This window comes from Bacillus sp. sid0103, from assembly GCF_019219025.1.
This window is the reverse complement of sequence record NZ_JAHUWN010000007.1, coordinates 1-24,308: the sequence shown is the minus strand read 5'-3', so window position 1 is coordinate 24,308 and position 24,308 is coordinate 1. Positions and strand designations below refer to the sequence as shown.

The window sequence follows — 24,308 nt, the reverse complement described above, 5'->3', positions numbered from 1 at the left end:
ATTAATTTAATTCAATTCGTTTATTAAAGAATCGATACAGTACATCAACGAATAAATTCACAACTACGAAAACAAGCGAGGCCACCAATACTCCGCCTTGAACCATTGGTAAATCACGCATTCGAATCGCATCAACAATCATTCTTCCAAGTCCGTTAATCGCAAAGATCGATTCAACCAGAACCGTTCCGCCAAGTAGAGCACCAAATTGCAAGCCAACTACTGTAATAACCGGAATTAACGCATTACGCAGGGCATGCTTATAAACAATCACTCGTTCGCGGACACCCTTCGCACGTGCTGTCCGAATATAATCCTGACGAATGACTTCGAGCATACTTGATCTCGTCATTCGTGCAACGATTGCTGCTCCGCCTGCACCTAATGTAAGGGCTGGAAGGATAATATGAAGGATGCTGTCCCAACCTGCTACAGGGAGGATTTGCAGCTTTACTGAGAAGAAATACATCATCATTAAGCCAAACCAGAAGCTTGGTAACGAAATACCTAAAAGAGCTACAATCATAACGCTTGTATCAGTTAGGGAATAAGGTTTAATGGCGGAAATGATTCCTGCAGCCATGCCTAAAACGATCGTAATCAGAATACTAAAAAAGGCAAGCTCGATTGTGATGGGCAATCTCACTAATATTTCATCGAGAACAGGTTGACTATTCTTAAGTGAAACCCCAAAATCTCCCCGGAAAATGTTTATTAAATAATCAAAATATTGGACTAATAATGGTTGGTTTAATCCTAATTGTTCACGAAGGGCAGCAATAGTTTCTTTCGAAGCTCCTTCACCTGCCATCAAAACGGCAGGATCACCTGGAACAAGTTGCATAATAAAGAAAACAACAAACGTTACTCCAATCACAACCGGTAAGGTTTGTATTAAACGGCGTAAAATAAACATGATCATTGGCTACGTACCTCCTCTAAAACGATTATTTTTTCATTCTTGGATCAAACGCATCGCGAAGCCCATCTCCAAAAATATTAAAACCTAAAACTAGAATGGAAATAGCTAGGCCAGGAAAAATTGCGATATATGGTGCTGAGAATAAGAAATCTCTGCCACTGCTTAACATCGTTCCCCATTCTGGTGAAGGGGGCTGGGCACCAAGTCCAAGGAATGATAAACCGGCAGCTGAGAGAATAACTGTCGCAAGTCGTAGCGTTCCTTGGACAATAATCGGTGAAAGAATATTCGGTAATATATGTTTGAAAATAATGGTAAGATCATTTGCTCCGAGCGAACGGATTGCGTCAATATACTCAAGCCGTTTCACTTCAAGTGTAGAACCGCGAACGATTCGAGCAAATAATGGAATAGAGTAAGCTCCAACAGCAATCGTAACATTTAGCAAGCCAGGTCCAAGTGCACTAATGATTGCCAATGCTAGTAATATCCCAGGGAATGCAAGCAAAATATCCATGATTCTCATGATGGTCGAGTCAACCCATTTTCCAAAGTAGCCTGCAACCAGTCCAAAAATAATTCCAAAAAATGCACCAAAGATTACGGCTGTAATTCCGATACCCATTGAAAGTCTGGAACCATAAAGAATTCTACTTAAGATATCTCGTCCTTTATCATCGGTTCCCATCCAGTAATCAAAGGAAGGAGGCATCAGTTTATTTTCTAATTTGATCTCATAGGGATCATAAGGAGCTAGGAGTGGTGCGAATAGCGCTACAAAAATATAGAAAAGAATAATGATACCACCGACCATAGCCGCTTTATTTAGCATTAAAATAGATAAGAAGTCTTTTAATTTAGATTCTTTCGGTTGATTCATTGTTTGTGTGACAATAACGGTTTGTTCTGTTTTTGCTTCAAGTGACATGTAAAACCCTCCTTAATTTCTATTTGAAAGTAAGCTGTCAAATCTAGGTGTTAGGTCCTCCTTCCGTACCTTTTCATTTTTGTAGATTATGTACAAAATTATCAAAATTTAAAGGAAAGTAAATATTTTTTAAATTGTTTGTCAAAAAACTTAAAATTTTAGTAAATATTCTGTAAATATTCCAGTTCATCATCTTCTATAATGCAGATAAGGATTTCGAAGGAGGCGTGAAAATTTTCCTTTTAAATTCAGAATGAAATAAATAAACAACAAAGGGAGAGACGAAAATGGAGAGAAAAAGACGATCCATAAAAAATGGCATACTATTAGTTTTAATTGGATTAGTGCTAATGGTTGCTCAAGCATGCTCGACAAAATCAAATTCTTCTAATGAAGAAGCAAGTAAACCAGAAGGAACGAAACAAGGTGGTACATTAACGATTGTTAGGCTTTCTGATGCAACCAAGTTAGATCCACATTTTATTACTGATATCCCATCAGCAAATGTAATTTACCAAAAAGTTTATCAAGGGCTAGTTGTACCAGATAAGGATTTTAAAATTCAACCGCTTCTTGCAAAAGAGTGGAAAGTAGTAAATGATACAACTTGGGAATTTAAATTAAGAGATGATGTGAAATTCCATGATGGAACACCATTTAACGCGGAGGCCGTTAAAGCAACCTTTGATCGTTTATTAGATCCAAATACAGGCTCGCCGCAGCGTGAGAAATTCGCAATGATTACGGAAGTAAAAGTGGTTGATGACTATACTGTACAATTATTGCTTGCCTACCCATATGCACCCCTATTATCCATTTTGGCAAGTCAGGAAGGAAGCATCATCAGTCCAAAAGCCTTAGCTGAGAACCCTGAAAAATTAGCTGAACACCCAGTTGGAACTGGTCCATTTGTATTTGAAGTTTGGAAGAGCGGTCAGGAAATTTCATTAAAGAAAAATGAAAACTATTGGGGCAAAAAGCCAAATATTGACCGCGTTGTATTTAAGGTAGTACCAGAGGATGCAACCCGTCTTGCGATGATTGAAACAGGTGAAGCACACATAAATGACCAAGTTCCTGTTACTGAAATTGATCGAATTGAAGCATCCGATACAATGGGTCTATATCGTACAGAGGGACTAGCTGTGGAATATGTTGGTTTTAACACAAAGAAAAAACCACTTGATGATGTAAAAGTACGTAAAGCAATCAGTCATGCAATTGAAAGAGAAGCCATAATTAAAGGTGTCTACAATAACGTTGGAACTCTTGCAAACGTAGCAATGAGTCCGAAGGTTTATGGACATAGTGATAAGATTAAGCCATACGACTATGATTTAAATGAAGCTAAGAAACTGTTAAAAGAAGCAGGTTATGAAAAAGGACTTAAGCTTTCATTGTTAACAAGCGATCGAAAAGAACGTATAAATATGGCTGAAGTTATTCAATCGCAATTAAAAGGAATTGGCGTGAATGTAGAAATTCAAGTAATGGAATATGGGGCTTATATCGAAATGGCCAATAATGGTGAGCATGATTTAATTATCGGCGGATGGGGTAATGCAACAGGTGACGGAGACTACAATCAGTATAATTTATTCCACTCTGCATCACAGGGACCTGCAGGAAATCATTTCTTCTATAGTAACCCAGAGGTAGACCAAAAGATTGAAGCAGCACGTAAAGAAACAACAGAAGCAAAACGTTTAAAGCTTTATGAAGAAGTAATGCAGATGGAAATGGACGATGCTGTTTATATTCCAATTCGTAACTACGAACTCATGGCTGCTCATAGTAAAAACGTAAGTGGTTTTTGGATAAATGCTGCAAACTACCTAATGATTGACGATGTTGTTATAAAGTAAAGGAATCCATGTAGAAAAGTACTTTTGAAAAAAAGTACTTTTCCTAATTTTTATAATAGGAGGAATAGGAATGACTACTTTTTGGCTAACGAATGTCCGTTTAGAAAAGGGTTTTAAATACGAGCATGATCGTATTGCTGGTACCGAGACGGAAATTTGTCATTTGAAAATGGAAGATGGAAAAATTACCGAAATCACGCAGGTATTACCGAATTCTGATGTAAAACAAATGGATGCAAATCAACAATTGCTGCTCCCTTCATTAAGAGATATGCATATTCACATCGATAAAACCTACTACGGCGGACCTTGGAAGGCTTGTACTCCGATAACAAATGGTATTTTTACTAGATTAGAAGAAGAAAAAGAATTGCTGCCAAAACTTTTACCTACTGCCCAAGAACGTGCTGAGAAAATGATCGAAATGTATTTGAAAAATGGCCATACCCATATTCGGACTCATTGTAATGTGGACCCTGTTATAGGTCTTAAAAATCTAGAGGCAACAGTGAACGCCTTGAAAAAATACGAGGATGTTCTTACATATGAAATTGTTGCCTTCCCGCAGCATGGCTTGTTAAAAAGTGACTCTGTCCAATTGATACGTGATGCGATGAAGAATGGAGCTACACTAGTTGGCGGCGTTGACCCTGCAACAGTCGATAGAAATATTGAAAAATCTTTAAATACGATCTTTGAAATTGCCGTTGAAAACAATAAAGGTGTCGATATCCATTTACATGATCCAAACTCATTAGGAGCATTTACGTTTGAAAGAATGGCCCATTATACGAATGAAGCCGGTCTAAAAGGCAGAGTTACTATCAGCCACGGAATAGCATTAGGGGATCTTCAAGGTGATGCACTGTATGAAATAGCTGCTATTCTAAAGGAACAAGAGATTGATGTAACCACAACAGTACCAGTCAATCGTGCAACTATTCCTATACCAATTCTTGATAAGTTAGGTATTTCAGTATCCGTTGGTCATGACAGTATAACTGATCACTGGTCTCCTTTCGGAACAGGAAATACGATTCAAAAGCTGGGAACTCTTGCAGAACGATTCCGTATGTCTGATGAATATTCTCTATCCACTGCCTTGAAATTTGGAACAGGCGGTGTTACTCCGCTAAATGAAAAGGGAGAGCGCGTCTGGCCAAAGGTTGGTGATGAAGCTACCATGATGCTGGTCAATGCATCCTGTTCTGCGGAAGCAGTCGCCAGGAGAGCAACAGTAAAAGCATTATTTTTTAAAGGAAAAAAGGTTGAAAGTAAGCTAGCAGAATCTAATCCGGTGCAAGTATAAAGGAGGAATGAAAGTATGACCGCTCCATATTGGTTAACAAATATAAGATTAGAAACAGGATATAGAAAGGATGAAAAAGAAGTTTACGAAACGAAAACAGAGCTTTTTCATTTGAAAATCGAAGAAGGTAAAATAGTAGAGAAGAAGAGTAATAACTATGTCATTCCACAATGGGAAAAAACGATTGAAGGAAAAGGATTATTAGCCCTTCCAACATTTAAAGAAATGCATAATCATTTAGATAAAACCTATCTTTCGCTTGATTGGAAGGCACCAATTCCGGCGAAAAATTTGGAAGAACGATTACGGTTAGAAGCGATGGAGCTTGAGGAATTAGCTCCAACAGCTAAACAGCGGGCTAGTGCCATGATTGAGTTACTTCTATCTCACGGTTCAACACATATCCGGACACATGTGAATATTGATCCTTATATCGGCTTGAAAAATCTTGAGGGTATTAAAGCGGCGCTTGAGGATTACTCGGATAAGCTTACCTATGAAATCGTTGCTTTTCCTCAACACGGCCTATTAAGAGAAAATGTCATTCCATTGATGAAAGAAGCAATGAGATCGGGGGCTCAACTTGTCGGCGGGCTGGATCCAGCAGGGATTGACAGCAATATCGAAAAATCACTCTATGAAGTGATGAATCTTGCGATTGAATTTGACGCAGATATTGATATTCATTTACATGATGGTGGCCATGTTGGCTTTTATACTGTTGATAAATTTGCTGAAATCGTTGAAGACGCAAAATGGTACAATCGAGCAGCGGTAAGTCATGCTTTTAGTTTAGGAGAGGTGCCGGTACCTCAGCAGGAAGAAATCGCAGATAAATTAAGCAAGCTAGGTATGTCAATCATGTCGACCATCCCGATTACTAGAACACTTCCGCCAATCGATTTACTAGATCGAAAGGGAGTAAACGTCTACTTAGGATGCGACGGTTTCTATGATTCTTGGGGACCATATGGAACAGGGGATGTTTTAGAAAAGGTAACACGCTACGGTGAACTTTATCGAAAAAGTGATGAACGCTCATTAGCGCAATCGTTAAAATTCGCGACAGGCGGACCAACACTTTTAACAAAGGAGGGCGAAGTTGCCTGGCCTTTAGAAGGAGATGAAGCAAACCTTGTTCTTGTCCATGCCTCATGTTCAGCAGAAGCAGTAGCAAGAACACCGAAACGCGAGGCTGTTATTTTTAAAGGAAAAGTTGTATCAGGACAACTATAAATAAAGTGCCCCGTTAGCGTTTAGATAACGGGGTTTTGTTTAGCCTTATCATTCTATGCGAAGTTTCTTATTTAACAGTCTAAAAATCTTTAATGCTAATTGGATTTGAAGCAGTTCCTCTGAATTTTTCAGATCAGAATTTAATATTTCTTTAATTTTCTCGATCCTGTAAATAAGCGTGTTTCTATGCAAAAACATCGCTTTTGCTGTTTCGCTTATATTAAGGTTATTGAGAAAATAGTTCTCTAAAGTAAAAATGTAGCTTGTCCCAGATAAATGATCGTGTTCATAAATTTTCCCGAGCCGTTTTATAAAAAATTCTTCAAGTTCCATGTCTTTAACATTTGAGTCTAAAAAGTGGTAGACTGCATGGTCTTCAAAGTGGGAAATACCGCCCCGATCATCAAACTTTTGCATTAACCGGATCGACTCATTTGCTTCTGAGAAACTCTTATGGAGAGAATGAATCTTTTTGTACTGTCTGCCAATTCCTATTAAGAATGTAGTATTACTTATTTGCTTTTCCAGTATAGTGTATACTTTATTAGCATATTGTTTTGCTTCATATACAGATGTAGCTGGTCGATTTTCATTCTGTCCTATTAAGATGATGATTCGATTGTTTCGATGAAAACAGGTAACTTCTCCGTCTGCTTTATTAGCGTAATCATAAACTAAATCCACACATTTTCTAGCTATATTCTCCAAACTAACCCTTCTGGCCACCATGTCCTCATACTGCTCGAACTCCTCGGATTCAATATGAATCACTATGCAGTAATACATATAATTTGAATTAAGTCCATGCATTTCACTTAGGGTATGGATTGTTTCACTAGATGTTATTTCTCCAGTAAGTAAATCATCGAAAAAGTCCTGTCTGATTTTTAACTTCACTTCCTCTATTTCCTTGGTTTTTATCCTTTCAAGTGCAATGTTCGTTGAGGCCTGTTCTAAAATAATGTAGTCAAATTCAGTCAGTTCACTGACTGTCTGCCATACGACTATATATCCATAAATAGAACTCGCTGCTGCCACGGGCAGGACCCTGCATTTTATTTCCATGCCTTCTAAATAATAAATGCGTTTAATTGATTTTTTCATTTCACTAATATTTTTTGGGAAAGAGTCAATAAAATCTTTGGAGAAAGCGGGTCTGTTTTTTATCAATTCAAAACAGTATGCAAGCGGAACTTTATTATCCTTATGTTCTGTGTAGTCCACTAGCTTCCAATCTTTATTTACAAAAATAATCGGATTATTAATAGTCCCTGATAACATCGATAAAATTCTTTCGATTCCTCCGCCTTCAAGGGTAATTCTAAAAAATAAATTATGGATGTCTAGGGTTTTTCTATTTAATAAATCGTATCTTCCCGATGCTTTTTCATTAATAATCGAAATGACCTTTGACAATGTATATTCAAATGGTAACTCGAGTAGTGGTAATCCAAGCTTGTTTGCTTGGTCAATCATATTCTGAGGGAGCTTATCTAAGTATCTTTTCATTTTGACAACTAGTCCGGCACAGTTAATTTCAGAAAGCTCCTGAATAATTCGATTTTGTAATTCTTCATTGTCCTTAAAAATATAGCCTGTTGATAAAAGAAGTTCATTAGGTGAAAGCCAGTCGAATGCATCGGGATTTTCAATAATATTTACAATTGATATCTCATTATTAATTCCTTTTTCCCCCGCTACTATTTTTAATCCATCAATTGCTTTAATTTCAAAAAGGTCATTAACTGTCAACAATTTTATCAAATCCTTCGTCATCTTTTCATCACAATTAATTGTACAACATGCACAAATGAATTCAAGTCTTTTTGGTTTGGGCAAACAATGACGTGTATAGGCATTAGGACTAAAATGATCAATGTAAGGTGAAATTAGGGTCCTTTGAATGGGGGTGCCTGCATTGAGACGTGCAAAGTCTGGTGATGCTGCGTTTATCCAAAGAATTGAAAAGTCTAGCTTTAACGGAATCGTTCACAGTATTTTTAATAAAACAATCAATCTTAAATGCTTAAATGATGGTGAATTATATACAATCGCATCTACGAAAATCGATAACGGCCCCAATACACTTCTTATTGACATAAACAGCTTTAGAGAAGTGGATTTAGCGCTAAACGATAAGGTGTATGGAGCAAAAAAAGTTTTGTCTATAACGAATAAATTGGCTATTACTGTTGAACGTGCTGAAAAGTGGGAAAGTAATCTACCTGATTATCCTGAGTGTAGTGAGAGATTAAGTGCTAATTTAGTGAAAATGAAGCATTACATACATTCTCAGGGTAAGGCTGGCGGAATGAAACCGGATACTGCCTCAAAAAACATCTTTGTAAAGGAAATGTCTCGATTGCTCAATGAAAGGTCCCGTGCACTAGTTTATGAAGTATCAAACAATAGAGGTTCCAATGCCTTACAATCTGCAGCGGGATTAATCGGTCTTGGACCCGGATTAACACCCTCTGGTGATGATTATTTAGTTGGATTTATTTCCACCCTGCACCTGCCAAATTGTCCATGCCATGTTTTTAAGGAATTAGGTGAGCAAATTGTAAAGATGGCAAAGCCGTTAACCAATGAGATCAGCTATATGGCTTTAAAAAAAGCATCAATTGGCAGTGTAAGAGAATCACTCATCCATTTGCTAGATTCATTAGTAAACGGAACAGAAAATGAAATGTTGCAATCGCTAAAGAATGTCTTAGAAATTGGATCATCATCCGGAACAGATATTGCTTTAGGAATTGTCTCTGGAATTGAAACTAATTTAAAAGTTGGAGGTAGAACATGGCTTTAAAAGTTGTGATTAAACAAAACACATATTTTGATTCAGTATCTTTAATGTCATTATCAACAAAAGCAAACCAAATTGATGGGGTTGAACAAGCTTTTGTTGCAATGGGAACGGAAATGAATAAGGAAGTACTTCGCAATGTTGGATTAATAACTCCAGAGCTTGAAGAAGCAAAAACTAGCGATTTGATGATCGTTGTGAAAGCAGAAACGGATGAAGTATGCGAGCATGGCTTATTAGAGATTGAGACCCTATTTACTAAAAAAAATAGTGGTACTGGCAAAAATGAGATTAAATATTCAACAATCTCTTCTGCAGCAACTAGTATACCGGAAGCAAATATCGCTTTGATTTCAGTCAATGGCGCATATGCTGCTAGAGAAGCTAAAAAGGCTCTTGATAATGATCTTCATGTCATGCTATTTAGCGACAATGTCAGCATTGAAGATGAAGTTGAATTAAAGAATTATGCGCATGAAAAAGGTCTTTTGATGATGGGCCCTGACTGTGGAACTGCAATTATTAACAATGTAGGATTATGTTTTGCCAACGCAGTAAGAAAAGGTGACATCGGGATCGTCGGTGCTTCAGGTACAGGAAGCCAAGAGATGAGCGTACGAATTCACGACTTTGGCGGCGGAATTTCTCAATTAATTGGAACAGGCGGCAGAGACTTAAGTGAAGAAGTAGGCGGAACCATGATGCTGGATAGCATGAAAGCACTGGATGAAGATGAAGCTACAAAAGTTATTGTTCTCGTCTCAAAGCCACCTGCGCCAAGTGTTGAAGAGAAGGTACTAGCTCAAATTAAACAATGTAAAAAACCAGTCGTTGTTTGGTTCATTGGCGGCGATGAAGAAAAGATTACAGATGCAGGCGGACATTTTGCAAAAATGTCAAAAGAAGCTGCACTTAAGGCTGTTCTATTAGCTGGCGCAGATGAAAGCAAAATTAATAAGAAAGCCTTAAACATTCCGTTAATTCAAGAAGTTCGTGCAAAATTAACTCCTGAACAAAAATATATTCGCGGATTATTTTGTGGCGGCACCCTTTGTGATGAAGCAATGTATGCAGCTTTAGAGAAATTTGACAACGTTTACAGTAACATTCAAAAGAATCTGGACTACAAGCTGAAGGATATCAATGTAAGCCAAGAGCACACTTTTATCGATTTTGGCGATGACGATTTTACGAATGGAAAACCGCATCCGATGATTGACCCTTCTTCACGCATCGAAAGATTTTTACAAGAAGCAAAGGATCCTTCTGTAGGAGTTATTGTTATGGACTTTGTTTTAGGATTTGGTTCACACGAAGATCCAGTTGGCGTTATGCTTCCTGCAATCATCGAAGCAAAGCAATTAGCTGAAGAAGAAGGAAGACATTTAGAAATTCTTGGCTATGTACTTGGAACTAACTTAGATCAACAAAATTTTGATGATCAAGTGAATAAATTACTAGCTGCTGGGGTCACACACGCAAGTAGCAGCCAAAATGCAGGACTTCTAGCAAGAGAATTCGTCGTGAAAGGAGAATAGCCATGAGTAAAATCAATGAGCTTTTCGAGACTAAATTACATGCCATAAATGTAGGAATTGAATTTTTTAAGGATGATGTTGTAAAACAAAACGCACAAGCAACCCATTTAGATTGGCAGCCACCAGGAGGGGGTAAACTTGAAATTATCGCTGCTCTTGACAAACTTGAGCGTCCCGAGATTTTAGAGAAGATTGAAGCGGCTAACAAACTTGCAGTTGAAAGAATTGTAAATTCACAACCAGTATTAATCGGATTTGACCAAGCAATTAACGTTGTTCCTGGGATGACAAAGAATACCATTCTTCACGCAGGCCCGCCAATTACTTGGGATAATATGAATGGCCCAATGAAGGGTGCTGTTACTGGAGCCATTGTTTTCGAAGGCTTAGCAAAGGATTTAGATGAAGCGGTGGAGCTTGCAGCTTCTGGTGAAATTACCTTCTCACCATGTCATGAACATAATTGTGTAGGTTCAATGGCAGGGGTAACATCAGCTTCCATGTATATGCACATTGTTGAAAATAAAACGTACGGAAACATTGCTTATACAAACTTGAGTGAGCAGTTATCCAAAATTTTACGAATGGGTGCCAATGACGAAAGTGTTATCAATCGTCTTAATTGGATGCGTGATGTATTGGGTCCGATGTTAAGAGATGCGATGAAGCTAAATCCAAATGGCATTGATTTACGCTTAATGTTAGCGCAAGCGCTTCATATGGGGGATGAGTGTCATAACCGTAACGTTGCGGGAACAACTCTATTAATCCAAGCATTATCTCCTTACATTCTGGAAACAGATTATTCGATTAAAGAAAAGCGAGAAGTTTTAGACTTTGTTGCCAGCAGTGACTATTTCTCAGGTCCAACCTGGATGGCGCTTGCAAAATGTGCTCTGGATTCGGCACATGGCATTGAGAACAGCACGATTGTTACAACAATGGCACGTAACGGTACAGAATTCGGTATTCGTGTTAGTGGTATTAAAGGAAATACATGGTTTACAGGCCCGGCGCAAAAGGTAATCGGTCCCATGTTTGCTGGTTATAAGCCAGAGGATTCTGGGTTAGACATCGGTGATAGCGCTATTACTGAAACATACGGGATCGGTGGTTTTGCAATGGCAACAGCCCCAGCAATTGTCGCTCTTGTAGGTGGAACAGTTGATGAAGCAATTGGCTATTCTACAAAAATGCGGGAAATCACAACGACTGAAAATCCAAATGTAACGATTCCATTATTAAATTTTATAGGAATTCCTACGGGAATTGACGTGCGGAAAGTGTTGCAAACAGGCATTTTGCCGATCATCAACACTGCAATTGCCCACAAAGAGGCTGGTATTGGAATGATTGGTGCGGGTATCACCTATCCACCAGTTGAAGCCTATGAAAAAGCAATTCTAGCTTTAAGCGAGAACATTCACTAATTCTTTTCCCAATTGCTTGTTGACTCAGGGCCTTGGCAGCTGTTCAAGGCCTGTACTCCCAATTTTTTGTCTAATAATATTAGGGGTGAATTTAATGGCAGGTGCAAATAAGTTTTGGAAAAAAGGTGACTGGGCCGCCTATTTTGGCTTACTCGCTAACAATTTAACGAATTTATTAACAATGGTATCATTATTGCTTTTTGTAGTCGGCTTTCCTTCTGAAATTGTTTACGGGAGAATTGTGCCAGGGTTTGGTCTTGGAATCTTTCTAGCGAGTTGTTGTTATTTTGTCTTTGGAAGAATGCTCATGAAAGAAACAGGAAGAATGGATGTAACGGCATTACCGTCTGGTCCTAGTGCTCCTTCTATTTTTACCGTTACCTTTCTTGTAATACTTCCTGTATTTAAGACAACAAATGATGCCGATTTTGCTTTCTCAATCGCACTAGTTTGGTGTCTCTTTGAAGCTTTGATTTTAATAATCGGTGCGTTTTTAGGTGACACACTTAGAAAAATTATTCCTAGGACAGTTCTTCTATCATGTTTATCTGGTCTTGGATTATTATTACTTGCCATGAATCCTATGCTTCAAACATTTGAAACTCCTGTTGTCGCGTTTGTTGTTCTTATCATCATTTTCATTAACTGGTTTGGTAAATCACCAATTTTCGCGAAAATTCCAACAGGTTTTCTATTATTAGCTGCTGGTACAGCATTGGCATGGATATTCGGTTTACAGAGTCCAGAGGCCATTACAACAGCATTGCAGACCTTAGGATTTAATCCACCTGAAGTACATGTTGATAGTTTACTATCTGGTCTTCCACATGCCTTGCCTTATTTGGCCTCGGCAGTACCTTTAGGACTTGCAAACTATATTTTTGACTTAGAAAATATTGAAAGTGCACACGCTGCTGGTGACCCCTACAAAACTCGCCGCGTAATGTTAGCAAATGGAATTTCCTCTTCCATTGGTGCTTTTGCAGGAAATCCATATCCAGTAACAGTATATATTGGTCACGCTGGCTGGAAATCAATGGGTGCGGGTCTTGGTTATACGATTGCTACTGGGACATCGATGTTAATCATATCACTCTTTGGTATTGGTGCGCTTCTATTATCTATTATTCCAGTGGTAGCCATTGTACCAATCTTAGTTTATGTAGGTATTGTAACGGCCAACCAAGTGGTTCGTGAAACACCAAAACTCGAAGTACCAGTAATCTTTATTTGTTTATTCCCATGGATTGCAAACTGGGCATTATCACTAGCTAATAATGTTTTATCCGCTGCTGGAACAACTGGTCAAGCAGTAGGTGCCAATGTCCTTGCAACTAAAGGTGTATATTATAACGGTTTGGTCCATTTAGGAAATGGTGCCCCAATCAGCAGTTTAATGTGGGGCTGCTTAGCCATCTTTGCAATCAAAAATCAACCTGTTCGTGCAGCTATTGCAGCAGTAATTGCATCCCTACTTTCTTTATTTGGTGTCATTCATGCCGGTACTGTAGGATTTGCCCAACCAGCATCCATGCAGTTTGTTTATGCTTATCTCATGGTAGCAGGATTATTCCTTGTGAAATATGCAATGGATCGCAGCAAAACTCAAGCTATTAGTGACGATCAGGCTGCTTAAAAATCGCAGTGTTTATTTTTAAAAATCAAGAAAAATCACTTCGATCTCGTATCGCGAGGGCGGGAGATTTTTTGCCACTAGAAGTTTTTAGAGAGAGGAGAGATTCTATATGGAAAATCATTCGCAAAACTCAGCGCTTATTTATGCAAGTGAGCGAGGTGAGCTTGAAATAATTGAAAAGCTAATAGAAGCAGGTGCAAACGTCCATTTTAAAGATAATGAAGGACGCACTGCTCTAATGGCAGCGACACAAAAAAATCAATTTGCTGTTGTGAAATTGTTGTTAGCATCTGGAAGTGATGTGAACACCAGGGATGTCACTCAATTGACTCCGTTTATTTGCGCAGGTGCGAACGGTTTTCATGAGATTTTTAGTTTAATGCTAAAATATGGAGCTGATTTAAATAGTGTTAATCGATTTGGAGGAACAGCGTTATTACCTTCAAGCGAAAAGGGCTATTTAAAAACGGTCCAAAAATGCTTGGAAGCTGGTGTACCGGTAAATCATGTTAATAACCTAGGTTGGTCAGCTTTATTGGAGTCTGTAATTCTCGGTAATGGCGGCCGTTTGTATTCGGACATTATTAGCCTATTAGTAAATAAAGGTGCAGATGTAAACTTGCCTGATCGAGATGGAAAGTCATCTCTCCAGCATGCTAAAGAACTAGATCAGCAAAAAGTTGTCAAGATTCTTAAGAATGAATATGAAGAGATGAATGTTTCTATCCAAAAAGCAAAATCATTATTTTTAGAAGATAAGTTTGAAGAAGCCATTTTAGGGATTAATAGTGCCCTTGAAAATGACATAAAAAATCTAGATTTGTATTTTTATAAGGGTTATTGCTTACAAGAATTAAAGCGATATGAAGCCGCCCTTGACGAATACAATAAAGCTTTATCTATTGATGCAAATGATCTTGATTTCTATTTCTATACAGCAAATTGCTTCAGATTAATGAAGAAACCAGAGGAAGCATTAGCAGAATATGATAAGGCTTGTGAGATAAATCCAAACGAAACTTTTTACCGCTATCACAAATCAAATTATTTAAGAGAATTAGGAAGGCATGATCAAGCGGTTGCAGAAATGGATAAACTACTTGCTCTTCAGCCACAACGGTACGATTTCTCATTCCATAAGGCAAATAGTCTCCGTTCGCTAGGAAGACATGAAGAAGCAATTGAAGCAATTGAGAATGCTATTGTCAATGATCCAACGAACCCTTTATATCATTTGCATAAGGAACAATCTCTTAATTTGCTTGGACGCGGAGTAAATTAACAAATAGGAGGGAAACCATTGGGGAAACTAGTTATTGTTGCTATCGGAGGCAACTCATTGGTTAAGGATAATGGTCGTGACTCGGTTCAAGACCAATACGAAGCTGTTTGTGAAACAGCAGTAAACATTGCAGATATGGTAGAAGAAGGCTTAAATGTCGTTGTTACACATGGTAACGGACCACAAGTAGGCTTTGGACTTAGAAGATCTGAAATTGCAAATGAGGTGGCAAGTATGCCACCGATACCTCTAGTAAATTGTGTAGCAGACACCCAAGGAGGAATTGGTTACCAAATTCAACAAGCATTAACCAATGAATTTGCTAAAAGAGGGATTAATAAAAAAGTTGCAACTGTTATTACACAAGTTGAGGTTAGTATGGATGATCCTAATTTTAAGAATCCAACGAAGCCTGTTGGTTCATTCTTTACGCTTGAGCAAGCGGAAGAAATGAAAAACGAACATCCTGACTGGGTTTTTGTTGAGGATTCTGGCCGTGGGTATCGACGAGTGGTTCCATCACCAAAACCGACTGATATCGTTGAAAAAGAGGCGATTAAATCATTAATTGAGTCTGGTTATGTGGTCATCGCTGTCGGCGGCGGGGGAATTCCTGTTGTGAAAACGGGTGATAACACCTACGTTGGAGTAGACGCAGTAATTGATAAAGACTTTGCAACAAGCCTATTAGCTGAGCAACTAAATGCAGAAACATTAATCATTACTACAGGTGTATCAAGAGTTTGTATTAACTATGGTAAACCGAATCAAAAGGCTCTCGATAAAATATCTGTCAATGAAACCAAACAATATGTTCTTGAAAATCATTTCGCTCCGGGAAGCATGCTTCCAAAAATCGAGGCAAGCCTTAGCTTTTTAGAGAATAATGGAACCAGAGTGATCATCACCAATCCTGAAAGTTTAAAAGAAGCTATCAATGAAAAAGCAGGTACACATATCCTGAAACAGTTGTTTAGTCACAAAATGAACACATGTAATTGTACATGATGCCTAATTACATTGAAGTCCTTTTGGGCTAGATGACCAATGAAGAATTTGTGCAAATTGTATAAATGAAGATGGTTAAATCCTGATGTTAAATTACTTAGAAGATTACTATAGTATATGAGACATTGGGATTTACAATCTCATTGAAATAACAAGCTTAAAGTGAATTTGAATTTAATAGATGAAAGCGTTTTCGTAAAACTGTACGAGTCATTATGAAAATATATAAATTTCAATCTATTAAATCTAGGGGAGTAAGGGGAATTAACATGGAACATGCAAGATTAGAGAAATCTGAATTAGAACAAGCGTATGATCAATACAAATCATATGGCTATTCAGAAGATATACTTCCAAAAAAGCCTGACCAGAGAGACTGGGGCATGTCCAACTACGCAACGCTTTGGATGGGTGCCGTGCATAATATTATGTCATATATGACAGTTGCAGGATTCTTTATGCTCGGTCTAAATACAAAACAAGTACTCTTAGCGGTTATGCTTTCGGCTTTAATCGTTTCATCATTTTATGTCTTAAACGGTTTTTCTGCAGCTAAATATGGACTGCCATTTGCGATGTTACTCCGCGACACATTTGGAGTTAAAGGGGCAATCATTCCAGCATTATGTCGTGGCTTAATCGCGGGTTTGGTATTCTTTGGAACCACAACAGTCGTTGGTGCAGAATCATTGAATGTCATTTTCTCAAGATTTATTCCGAATTATATGTCACTAGGCGGTGACTTTAATCTACTAGGGTTAACGGTCCCAACAATGATTTCATACGCAGTTCTTTGGGTCGTCACGGTACTTTTATTCTTAGGTGGAATGAATGTTTTAGGTAAATTTGGAAATTGGTCGTCTCCAATTGTTTATGTGTTCATCATAGGTGCAGCTGTATGGGCAATCAACATGGCTGGTGGTTTTGGACCAATTATGGATTATATACCAAAAGATCCAAATTCAAGCCCATTAGTATTTATTGCCTGTGTCAGTGCATTGGTTTCAAACTGGGCTGGACCTGTTGTTAATATGGCGGATTTCACACACAGAGCGAAGTCACCAAGAGATGTTATCATTGGGTTACCATTAGGATTTATGCTATCATATGTTCTATTTGCGATCACCTGTGTTGCTTTAATCGCTGGTACTGAAATTGCATTTGGTGAACCAATTTTTAATATTGTTCATGCAATAGATAAAATTGATAATACTTTCTCAGTTGTCGTTTTAATATTAGCTCTTAACGTCGGAGCAACAGCATTCGTTGTATTTGCAAACCTATTGCCATCGGGTTACAAATGACATCACTTTTCCCAAAACTATTTACTGTAAAATCTGCTGGTATCTTAACAGCAATTGTTGGAACTTTAATTTTACCTTGGAAGCTTGTATCTAGTGCAACAACATTGTTTTACTTTTATAGCTTTATTGGTTCAATATTTGGTCCAATTGCCGGTATTATGCTATCTAGCTTCTATATCCACCGTAAGAGAAAGCTAAACCTTGATAATATTTATGTACCAGAAGGCAGTAATGGTGAATACAAAAATGGTTACAACCCGATTGCGATGGCTGTTTTAGCAATTAGCTTTATCCTTCCAATGTCAGGTGCTTTCCTTAAGAGTGTACCTTTATTAGTAAAGATGAATGAATTTGCTTTCTTTAGCGGTTTGATTGTTTCCTTTATTTTATATACGATCTTCGCAAAATGGAGCAAACCAAGCCATTAATATTGAAATATCTATCTAGTAATAAAACTAAAAATATTATCTACAAATAGTAGGAGGAATTTATGATGGATTACATGAAATTAGCTGCTGAAGCAACGATTGGAGGAATGAACAATCAGGTTGGAGGACCATTCGGAGCTGCTGTAGTTAGAGGTGATGAAATAATTGTGGTTGTTAGTAACACAATGATGCGTGATACCGATCCTTCAGCCCATGCTGAAATGGTAGCAATTAGAGAAGCTTGTAAAAAATTAGGAACAATGGATTTATCTGATTGTGTGATTTATGCAACCTGTGAACCATGCCCAATGTGCGTATCTGCTATCATTTGGTCTGGTGTGAAGGAAGTTTACTATTGTAATACTTCAGAAGATGCGGATAAACATGGCTTCTCTGATATGCATCTACGTAAGTATCTTACAGGTGAAGATAAGAGTGTTCTCAATATGGTGAAGGTTGAGCAAAGGGACGATTGTGATAATTTATTCGAACATTTTCACAAACTTAACAAATAATCATATTTTGTTATAAATAATATTGTCCGGCATTGTTCCAATATGGTGCCGGACTTTGATATTTTTGAAAATAGAAAGGTAAATATTCCACCCATGAATACTGAAAATAACTTTTTAAGTACGTTTCAATGGTTTATCTACTTGCTTGCATATTCTATAGCTCTACCCATCGTTATTGGACATGTGTTTGCCCTCTCAGGAACAGAAATATCAGCTCTCATGCAACGAACTTTTTTTATCGTCGGGCTTAGTTCGTTTATGCAAGTCAAATTTGGCCACCGATTTCCCATTGCAGATGGTCCAGCCGGTTCTTGGGTAAGTATTTTTGTCATATATGCAAGCATTGGTACGCAGAATGGTTTGCCAATGATGGAGACACTACAAACACTTGAGGCAGGGTTAATTGTTGCTGGATTATTATTATTTTTGTTAGGGATAACTAAGTGGGTCAGGCATTTACTGTTTCTCTTTTCACCCATAGTAACTGGCACTTTTTTGTTTATATTGGCCCTTCAATTAAGTGGTGTCTTTTTTAAGGGAATGGTGTCCAGAGATGGGAGTACAGGGCAATTGGATGGGGTGAGTTTCCTCCTAGCTATTCTTATTTTTTTCCTTATCATAATACTTTCCGCTAAAGCTAAGGGATGGTTAAAAAACTATGCAATTTTATTAGGAATCTTGGCAGGGTGGATTTCATTCTTAATTTTTGGAAAAGGTGATCAAGGAATATCTATGTCATCCGATAATATTCAGTTACCAGAAATTTTCCCATGGGGCTTCCCAACAATAACTGGTGGTGTATTGGTTACCGCTATTTTATTTACCTTTTTACTTATTTCAAATACAATTGCGGCCATTTCTGCTGCGGAGGAAGTAAACCCAAATATTAAAGGACACTTCCATGCCAAGCTAAATCGTGGAACGTGGGTAGGGGGAGTTTCTCATCTTTTTTCTGCCTTATTCTCCACAATCGCAGTTGTACCATTACCAGCTACTGCTGGCTTTGTCAGATTAACAAAACAATATCGCATTATTCCTTTTCTGTTTGCTTGTGGGATGATGGTTATCATTTCATTGTTTCCAAGTATTGTTGGCTTATTGGCTTCCTTGCCTTTACCAGTTGCTAGTGCAGCCCTTCTAGCCACACTGATCGAGATGCTTGGGATATCAATTCGCTCATTGACAAAACAGCCTTTAAATGATAGGGATATTACCATTATTGGGGTATCCTTACTATTTGGAATCGGAACTATGTTTTTACCCGATGATATTTTTAACGGTCTTCCATCTATTATTCAAAATATAGGTAAAAATGGTTTATTAATAGGAACCTTTCTAGCGATTATTTTTGAACAACTTTGGAAATCAAAAAATTAGGCTGCAGAGACAATGTTCTCTGCAGCTATTCCTATTTTAATTGCTGGCGGAGAAAATGTATTACTTGAGACATTGCATCTTGAACAATTGGATTATGAAAATCCTTTTCAAATACATGCTCTCCATTTGGAATTGTAATAAGCTTTGTTTCTACTTCTTTTTTTATCAAGGCGGCTCTCATAAAAACCGATTGTTCATAGGGTACGTCTGTATCTTTTGTTCCATGCAATAATAGAGTAGGTGGAAAATCGGTAGTTATGTTATGTAATGGGCAAAATTTAAGGATTTCCTCTTTATTTATAACTGGGTCCTTCCCAGTAATCTCTTGAACCCAAACTCCTTGCTGCCTTGCATGTAAATAAATTAAATAACGCTTTTCAATGGAAGCTTCGGTTATTATTTCATCCGTTACAAGCATTTTAGCTAGAGAGTTAGGGATCATCTCTTTTTTGCAATAGAAATTACTTGGATGTATAGCCCAAGTAGTACTTATGTCCCCATACCCATAAAAGGAAACAATCGCTCGTGGCTTATATTTAAAAGTACCCGTAAATAGAGCAAGAAAACCACCTGCAGAACCGCCAACAACTCCTATCTTTTTCGGATCAATCGAAAATTGATTTTGCCCTTCTGATTCTAGCCAAAGGAGAGCATCTTGAACGTCCTCAAGGATGTTTGACAATTTTGATTCAGGAGCCAGCCTATAATCGATGGAAAATAATGAAAAACCATTATTTGTATAAAGACTAATCATTTCCTCATCAATATCTTCCCTTGACCCCCATATTAACCCGCCGCCGTGAATATAAACCACAACTGGTGAATTATTCAGGTTTTTTGTCTGATAAAAGTCAGCTTTAATTTTATAATGAGCATCTTTCTTATATATTAAGGTTTTCTTAATTATTTTTCATACACCCCTATCATCGTTCTATTAAGAATATTCATAAATAATCGAACTGTTGCCTTGAGAAGTGTTGATACACTTCTTTTTGTTTTTTTTAACATGTTTAACAATAAGCGATTTTTTTACTTCCTAAACTCATTTAATCTTTCATAAGTTTCAAGCAGGAATTCATAAAATAATGCTTCGGTTGGGAGCAGTTTACGTTGGGTTGGGTAAATGACACCGACTGTTCGTGTGAGATTCGTATCTGATATTGGAATCACCACGGTGGATCTTGGGGTGTTATCTACCAATGTCATCTCTGGCATCAATGCTACACCTAAGCCTGCAGAGACTAACCCTTTTAAGGCATCAATATCTTTCCCTTCGAATGCAATTCGTGGTGAAAAACCTGCAGCATTACATGCTTGAACAACCTGTTCACGAAATATAAAACCTTCAGGAAGGACACAGAATGAGTCATCTTTTAAGTCCCGTAACCTAATTGATTCCCGATCAAATAATGGATGATGAATAGGGATGAGGGCAACTATATTTTCTGTGAAAAGAGTCGCCCCTTTAATTTTTTTCTCTTTTTCCTGATTGGGCATGGGAGCAATCATGGCCAAATTAAATTCACCATTAATAACACCATCTATTAACTCATAATAAAGTGCATTGCTCATTTGAAATTTAGCTTCTGGGTACCGAGTGCGAAAAGCATAAATAATGGAAGGCAATGTATGAGCCGCCATACTGATTGGAAATGCAATTCGAACAGTCCCTTTTTCAGGATTTAAGTATTCTTCTACTTCTCTCTTTGCATCCTCCATCAAATACCACACTTGTTTCATCCGTTCATAAAAAATTCTTCCCAGAGGGGTTAACTTTACGCTTCTTCCCTCACGTATAAAAAGTTTTACACCTAATTCGTTTTCTAAATTGAAGATTTGTCTGCTTACAGAAGATTGGGCAACATGCAAGGCATCTGCTGCCTCTGTTACATGTTCTCTTTTTGCCACTTCTAGGAAATATTGAATTTGCCTCGTCTCCATTTTTTAACCACTCCATTTTAATGCGTTAAATGCATCGATTTCATCGGAAATTAAGATTGAAACTATTAATTATAAAATTATAAAATGAAAACACATGTAAGAAAAGGGAATTTTCTTAACTTTAAAATATATTTAGGGGCTGAATGCGTTGAAAATGCTGGATAGAGTTGAAGAGAATCAAATGCAAATCGTGAAAGATTACGTTAATCGTTTATTTAAAACCGTTCAAATGCGTAATCCAAATGAAGGGGAATTCCAGCAGGCTGTTAAAGAGGTGCTTGATTCTTTAGTACCTGTACTTTTGAAAAATCCGAATTATATCAAACAAGCAGTTCTAGATAGAATAATCGAACCGGAGCGATTGATTACCTTTCGAGTTCCATGGGTGGATGATAAAGGGAATGTACAAGTGAATCGTGGATTTCGCGTTCAGTTTAATAGTGCAATTGGACCATATAAAGGCGGATTAAGATTTCACCCTTCTGTTAACGCAAGCATAATCAAATTTCTAGGGTTTGAGCAAATCTTCAAAAATTCATTAACAGGGCAGCCAATCGGTGGTGGAAAAGGCGGTTCTGACTTTGATCCAAAAGGGAAATCTGATTTAGAAATTATGCGCTTTTGTCAGAGCTTTATGACAGAGCTTAGCAGACATATCGGTCCTGATATCGATGTTCCGGCTGGGGATATCGGAGTTGGGGCTAAAGAGATTGGGTATATGTTCGGGCAATATAAAAAATTAAAAGGTGCATATGAAGCAGGTGTCCTTACTGGTAAGGGTATTGGTTATGGAGGAAGTTTAGGCCGGAAAGAAGCGACAGGATATGGATTAGTTTACTTTGTAAAAGAAATGCTCCAAAGTCAGGGATTAAGTTTTAAAGGTAGTACTGTTGTGGTATCTGGTTCAGGTAATGTTTCGATTTATGCAATGGAAAAAGCAATGGAATACGGTGCAAAAGTGGTAGCATGCAGCGATTCAAGCGGCTATGTATATGATCCAAATGGAATAAACTTAGAGACCGTTAAACGAATAAAAGAAGTAGAGAATAAAAGAATTTTTGAATACGTCAAAGAACAGCCAAATGCTATATTTCAAGAAGGGTGTTCAGGAATCTGGGCGATCCCGTGCGATATTGCTTTACCATGCGCAACGCAAAATGAGTTAAATAAGGAAGAGGCAGAAATGTTAGTTTCGAATGGGGTAAAGGCAGTGGGCGAAGGTGCAAATATGCCTTCTACTCTAGAAGCCATCGATACTTTTATCGATCACCATGTCTTATTTGCTCCTGCCAAAGCAGCAAATGCAGGAGGGGTTGCAGTCTCTGCGTTAGAAATGGCGCAAAATAGTGCAAGGCTTGCTTGGACATTTGAAGAAGTTGATTTGAAATTACAAGGCATCATGAAAAATATCTATAGTAAGAGTATGAAAGCATCAAAAGATTATGATGCTCCAGGGAACCTTGTTGTCGGTGCGAATATAGCTGGATTCGTAAAAGTAGCTGATGCAATGATCGAACAGGGAGTAATATAAATTATACAACGATAAAAGGTCACTAATTGGTGGCCTTTTGTTAATTATGAGAAACAAGTTATGGACTAAGTGCTTCAATAAAATATATTATTATTTCAGGATTTTGCATATTCAATCCTATAATAATTTAAAAAGTATTGAAGTTAGGTCTCGTACAAACTTTCTAGGATACGTATAACTTCTCCAGTAGGAATTTTCATATCATCATTTTATTTCCAAGTTCTCCAATGGTATCAAAATTAAGCTTTTCCTCATGTAAATACACCATCAAAAGAATTCGGATTGTCTCAATAACTACATTAGCTTGAAAGTCACTGCCTCCCAAGAATATCTTCTTTTTGGCTCTACTTCTGAAGACAGCCACATTTTTGTTTTTATACTCTGTGTGCGTACAAGGTACAAATTATTAACCTTTTCTTTGCTGTTTAATTGGACACACAAAGAGACTTCTTCTTTCACCGCCTTTTCCTTTTCGTTAGAGAGCATAGGGACATTCATTTTCATTCCAGGAAATTGAACGAAGATGTAGCAGAAGTTTTTCTTAGCCTGTAAATCAAGAAGACTCACAACTCTATGAGTTAACTTATTGAAGAATATTTTATAAATGTAATTTACATATATAAGAAATATATTATATAATACGTGTAAATTACATATATAGGTGAAAGTTTACGCAAGGTGCTAAAAGATTGTCATTTAATTAGAATGGAGGCATTTTTATGAGTGGGAAAGAGGAAATTTTACTTTTAAAAACTTCGAATATTCTTAGGAAAGATACAAGCATGATGAAGTTAAACGATATTATTGAGGAACTAGTACGTATTATTGAGTCAAATACAAAAGATGAATGATAGTTTGATTTTCTCAATAAGTACAACGGCGTCTTATACAGTATCAATTATCATTAATGAGAGGGGGATTTGATATGTGTAAAGGTGAAAAGTTAGTTCAATTTAATGATGTAGGTAGTTTGATAAAATCTTATGGAAACTTATTTTATATGATAAAAGTTGATTATCAAGAACTAACTGATGAGGAACAATGGGAAGTGATTTCGAAGTCTTTTAAATATTGAATGTAAAGTATATATTTATATACGGTAAAAAGGGGTTAGACCGATTCTCATGAACTGTAACCCGAATAATGGACACTAATTAAAAAGTGCCCCTTTATTCGGGTTTTTCTATGTCCCCAGAAAGAAAACCCGTTTATAATAAAAGAATTATTGTGGACGGAGGATTTACATGAGTAA

19 protein-coding genes and 1 pseudogene are annotated in these 24,308 nt (G+C 37.4%); 15 read left to right on the top strand and 5 right to left on the bottom strand.

Annotation, left to right across the window (positions count from 1 at the left end; translation table 11 throughout):
• Position 1: 1 nt before the first annotated feature.
• Together nikB and KW850_RS09620 are read right to left on the bottom strand one after the other, a co-directional pair.
• A complete protein-coding gene (nikB, locus tag KW850_RS09625) occupies positions 2–922 on the bottom strand; it encodes a nickel ABC transporter permease (RefSeq protein WP_218347351.1) in 921 nt (306 codons plus the stop codon).
• Positions 923–947: 25 nt separating this feature from the next.
• The gene (locus KW850_RS09620; RefSeq protein ID WP_256358187.1) at positions 948–1,802 is read right to left on the bottom strand and encodes an ABC transporter permease; all 855 of its coding nucleotides are present in this window, start codon (positions 1,800–1,802) and stop codon (positions 948–950) included.
• Positions 1,803–2,137: 335 nt separating this feature from the next.
• Here KW850_RS09620 and KW850_RS09615 point away from each other — a divergent pair, with 335 nt between their 5' ends.
• From KW850_RS09615 to KW850_RS09605, 3 genes are all read left to right on the top strand, one after another.
• Positions 2,138–3,715, top strand: a complete 1,578-nt coding sequence (locus tag KW850_RS09615; RefSeq protein ID WP_218347349.1) for a glutathione ABC transporter substrate-binding protein — start codon at positions 2,138–2,140, stop codon at positions 3,713–3,715.
• A 70-nt stretch (positions 3,716–3,785) separates the two neighbouring features.
• A complete protein-coding gene (locus KW850_RS09610; RefSeq protein WP_218347348.1) occupies positions 3,786–5,024 on the top strand; it encodes an amidohydrolase family protein in 1,239 nt (412 codons plus the stop codon).
• Positions 5,025–5,039: 15 nt separating this feature from the next.
• The gene (locus KW850_RS09605) at positions 5,040–6,260 is read left to right on the top strand and encodes an amidohydrolase (RefSeq protein ID WP_218347347.1); all 1,221 of its coding nucleotides are present in this window, start codon (positions 5,040–5,042) and stop codon (positions 6,258–6,260) included.
• Positions 6,261–6,308: 48 nt separating this feature from the next.
• Here the strand turns inward: KW850_RS09605 and KW850_RS09600 are convergent, their stop codons facing one another.
• The gene (locus KW850_RS09600; RefSeq protein WP_218347503.1) at positions 6,309–8,015 is read right to left on the bottom strand and encodes a PucR family transcriptional regulator; all 1,707 of its coding nucleotides are present in this window, start codon (positions 8,013–8,015) and stop codon (positions 6,309–6,311) included.
• 163 nt (positions 8,016–8,178) lie between these two features.
• On the opposite strand from KW850_RS09600, the gene KW850_RS09595 reads away from it, so the two are divergent.
• The 9 genes and pseudogenes from KW850_RS09595 to KW850_RS09555 all read left to right on the top strand — a co-directional run bounded on the left by KW850_RS09595 (position 8,179) and on the right by KW850_RS09555 (position 19,584).
• The gene (locus KW850_RS09595) at positions 8,179–9,069 is read left to right on the top strand and encodes an oxamate carbamoyltransferase subunit AllH family protein (RefSeq protein WP_218347346.1); all 891 of its coding nucleotides are present in this window, start codon (positions 8,179–8,181) and stop codon (positions 9,067–9,069) included.
• Positions 9,060–10,604, top strand: a complete 1,545-nt coding sequence (fdrA, locus tag KW850_RS09590) for an acyl-CoA synthetase FdrA (RefSeq protein ID WP_218347345.1) — start codon at positions 9,060–9,062, stop codon at positions 10,602–10,604. The genes KW850_RS09595 and fdrA overlap by 10 nt, the downstream gene beginning before the upstream one ends.
• A gap of 2 nt (positions 10,605–10,606) precedes the next feature.
• Complete coding sequence (locus KW850_RS09585; protein WP_218347344.1) at positions 10,607–12,034, top strand: YlbE family protein; 1,428 nt, start codon at positions 10,607–10,609, stop codon at positions 12,032–12,034.
• A 94-nt stretch (positions 12,035–12,128) separates the two neighbouring features.
• Positions 12,129–13,670, top strand: coding sequence for a xanthine permease (locus KW850_RS33270; RefSeq protein ID WP_256358174.1), 1,542 nt, complete (start codon positions 12,129–12,131; stop codon positions 13,668–13,670).
• Between the two features lie 109 nt (positions 13,671–13,779).
• Positions 13,780–14,952 carry an ankyrin repeat domain-containing protein gene (locus KW850_RS09575; protein WP_218347343.1) on the top strand — a complete coding sequence of 391 codons (1,173 nt, stop codon included), beginning with the start codon at positions 13,780–13,782 and terminating at the stop codon, positions 14,950–14,952.
• An 18-nt stretch (positions 14,953–14,970) separates the two neighbouring features.
• Positions 14,971–15,960, top strand: a complete 990-nt coding sequence (gene arcC / locus KW850_RS09570) for a carbamate kinase (protein WP_218347342.1) — start codon at positions 14,971–14,973, stop codon at positions 15,958–15,960.
• A 215-nt stretch (positions 15,961–16,175) separates the two neighbouring features.
• A pseudogene (locus KW850_RS09565) lies at positions 16,176–17,692 on the top strand (cytosine permease).
• Positions 17,693–17,757: 65 nt separating this feature from the next.
• Positions 17,758–18,207, top strand: coding sequence for a nucleoside deaminase (locus tag KW850_RS09560; protein WP_218347341.1), 450 nt, complete (start codon positions 17,758–17,760; stop codon positions 18,205–18,207).
• Between the two features lie 93 nt (positions 18,208–18,300).
• On the top strand, positions 18,301–19,584 hold the full coding sequence (locus KW850_RS09555) for a purine/pyrimidine permease (protein WP_218347340.1): 1,284 nt from the start codon (positions 18,301–18,303) through the stop codon (positions 19,582–19,584).
• Positions 19,585–19,615: 31 nt separating this feature from the next.
• Here KW850_RS09555 and KW850_RS09550 read toward each other — a convergent pair whose 3' ends face one another.
• Both KW850_RS09550 and gltC read right to left on the bottom strand, forming a co-directional pair.
• Entirely contained in the window at positions 19,616–20,446 is an 831-nt protein-coding gene (locus KW850_RS09550; protein WP_308128780.1) for an alpha/beta hydrolase, read from the bottom strand.
• A gap of 167 nt (positions 20,447–20,613) precedes the next feature.
• On the bottom strand, positions 20,614–21,525 hold the full coding sequence (gene gltC / locus KW850_RS09545) for a glutamate biosynthesis transcriptional regulator GltC (RefSeq protein WP_218347339.1): 912 nt from the start codon (positions 21,523–21,525) through the stop codon (positions 20,614–20,616).
• A gap of 154 nt (positions 21,526–21,679) precedes the next feature.
• Between gltC and gdhA the strand changes: the two genes are divergently transcribed.
• The 3 genes from gdhA (at position 21,680) to KW850_RS09535 (ending at position 24,131) form a co-directional block, all read left to right on the top strand.
• The gene (gene gdhA / locus KW850_RS09540; protein ID WP_218347500.1) at positions 21,680–23,056 is read left to right on the top strand and encodes an NADP-specific glutamate dehydrogenase; all 1,377 of its coding nucleotides are present in this window, start codon (positions 21,680–21,682) and stop codon (positions 23,054–23,056) included.
• Positions 23,057–23,775: 719 nt separating this feature from the next.
• On the top strand, positions 23,776–23,907 hold the full coding sequence (locus KW850_RS33265; protein ID WP_256358173.1) for a hypothetical protein: 132 nt from the start codon (positions 23,776–23,778) through the stop codon (positions 23,905–23,907).
• Positions 23,908–23,981: 74 nt separating this feature from the next.
• On the top strand, positions 23,982–24,131 hold the full coding sequence (locus KW850_RS09535) for a hypothetical protein (RefSeq protein WP_218347338.1): 150 nt from the start codon (positions 23,982–23,984) through the stop codon (positions 24,129–24,131).
• Positions 24,132–24,308 lie beyond the last annotated feature (177 nt).

Bases quoted from the DNA above. Each gene is read 5' to 3' on its own strand.
- KW850_RS09575 (WP_218347343.1), top strand. From the start codon at position 13,780: ATGGAAAATCATTCGCAAAACTCAGCGCTTATTTATGCAAGTGAGCGA.
- fdrA (WP_218347345.1), top strand. From the start codon at position 9,060: ATGGCTTTAAAAGTTGTGATTAAACAAAACACATATTTTGATTCAGTA.
- KW850_RS09560 (WP_218347341.1), top strand. From the start codon at position 17,758: ATGGATTACATGAAATTAGCTGCTGAAGCAACGATTGGAGGAATGAAC.
- KW850_RS33265 (WP_256358173.1), top strand. From the start codon at position 23,776: ATGAGTGGGAAAGAGGAAATTTTACTTTTAAAAACTTCGAATATTCTT.
- KW850_RS09620 (WP_256358187.1), bottom strand. From the start codon at position 1,802: ATGAATCAACCGAAAGAATCTAAATTAAAAGACTTCTTATCTATTTTA.
- nikB (WP_218347351.1), bottom strand. From the start codon at position 922: ATGATCATGTTTATTTTACGCCGTTTAATACAAACCTTACCGGTTGTG.
- KW850_RS09615 (WP_218347349.1), top strand. From the start codon at position 2,138: ATGGAGAGAAAAAGACGATCCATAAAAAATGGCATACTATTAGTTTTA.
- KW850_RS09610 (WP_218347348.1), top strand. From the start codon at position 3,786: ATGACTACTTTTTGGCTAACGAATGTCCGTTTAGAAAAGGGTTTTAAA.
- KW850_RS09605 (WP_218347347.1), top strand. From the start codon at position 5,040: ATGACCGCTCCATATTGGTTAACAAATATAAGATTAGAAACAGGATAT.
- gdhA (WP_218347500.1), top strand. From the start codon at position 21,680: ATGCTGGATAGAGTTGAAGAGAATCAAATGCAAATCGTGAAAGATTAC.
- KW850_RS09555 (WP_218347340.1), top strand. From the start codon at position 18,301: ATGAATACTGAAAATAACTTTTTAAGTACGTTTCAATGGTTTATCTAC.
- gltC (WP_218347339.1), bottom strand. From the start codon at position 21,525: ATGGAGACGAGGCAAATTCAATATTTCCTAGAAGTGGCAAAAAGAGAA.
- KW850_RS09585 (WP_218347344.1), top strand. From the start codon at position 10,607: ATGAGTAAAATCAATGAGCTTTTCGAGACTAAATTACATGCCATAAAT.
- KW850_RS33270 (WP_256358174.1), top strand. From the start codon at position 12,129: ATGGCAGGTGCAAATAAGTTTTGGAAAAAAGGTGACTGGGCCGCCTAT.
- KW850_RS09535 (WP_218347338.1), top strand. From the start codon at position 23,982: ATGTGTAAAGGTGAAAAGTTAGTTCAATTTAATGATGTAGGTAGTTTG.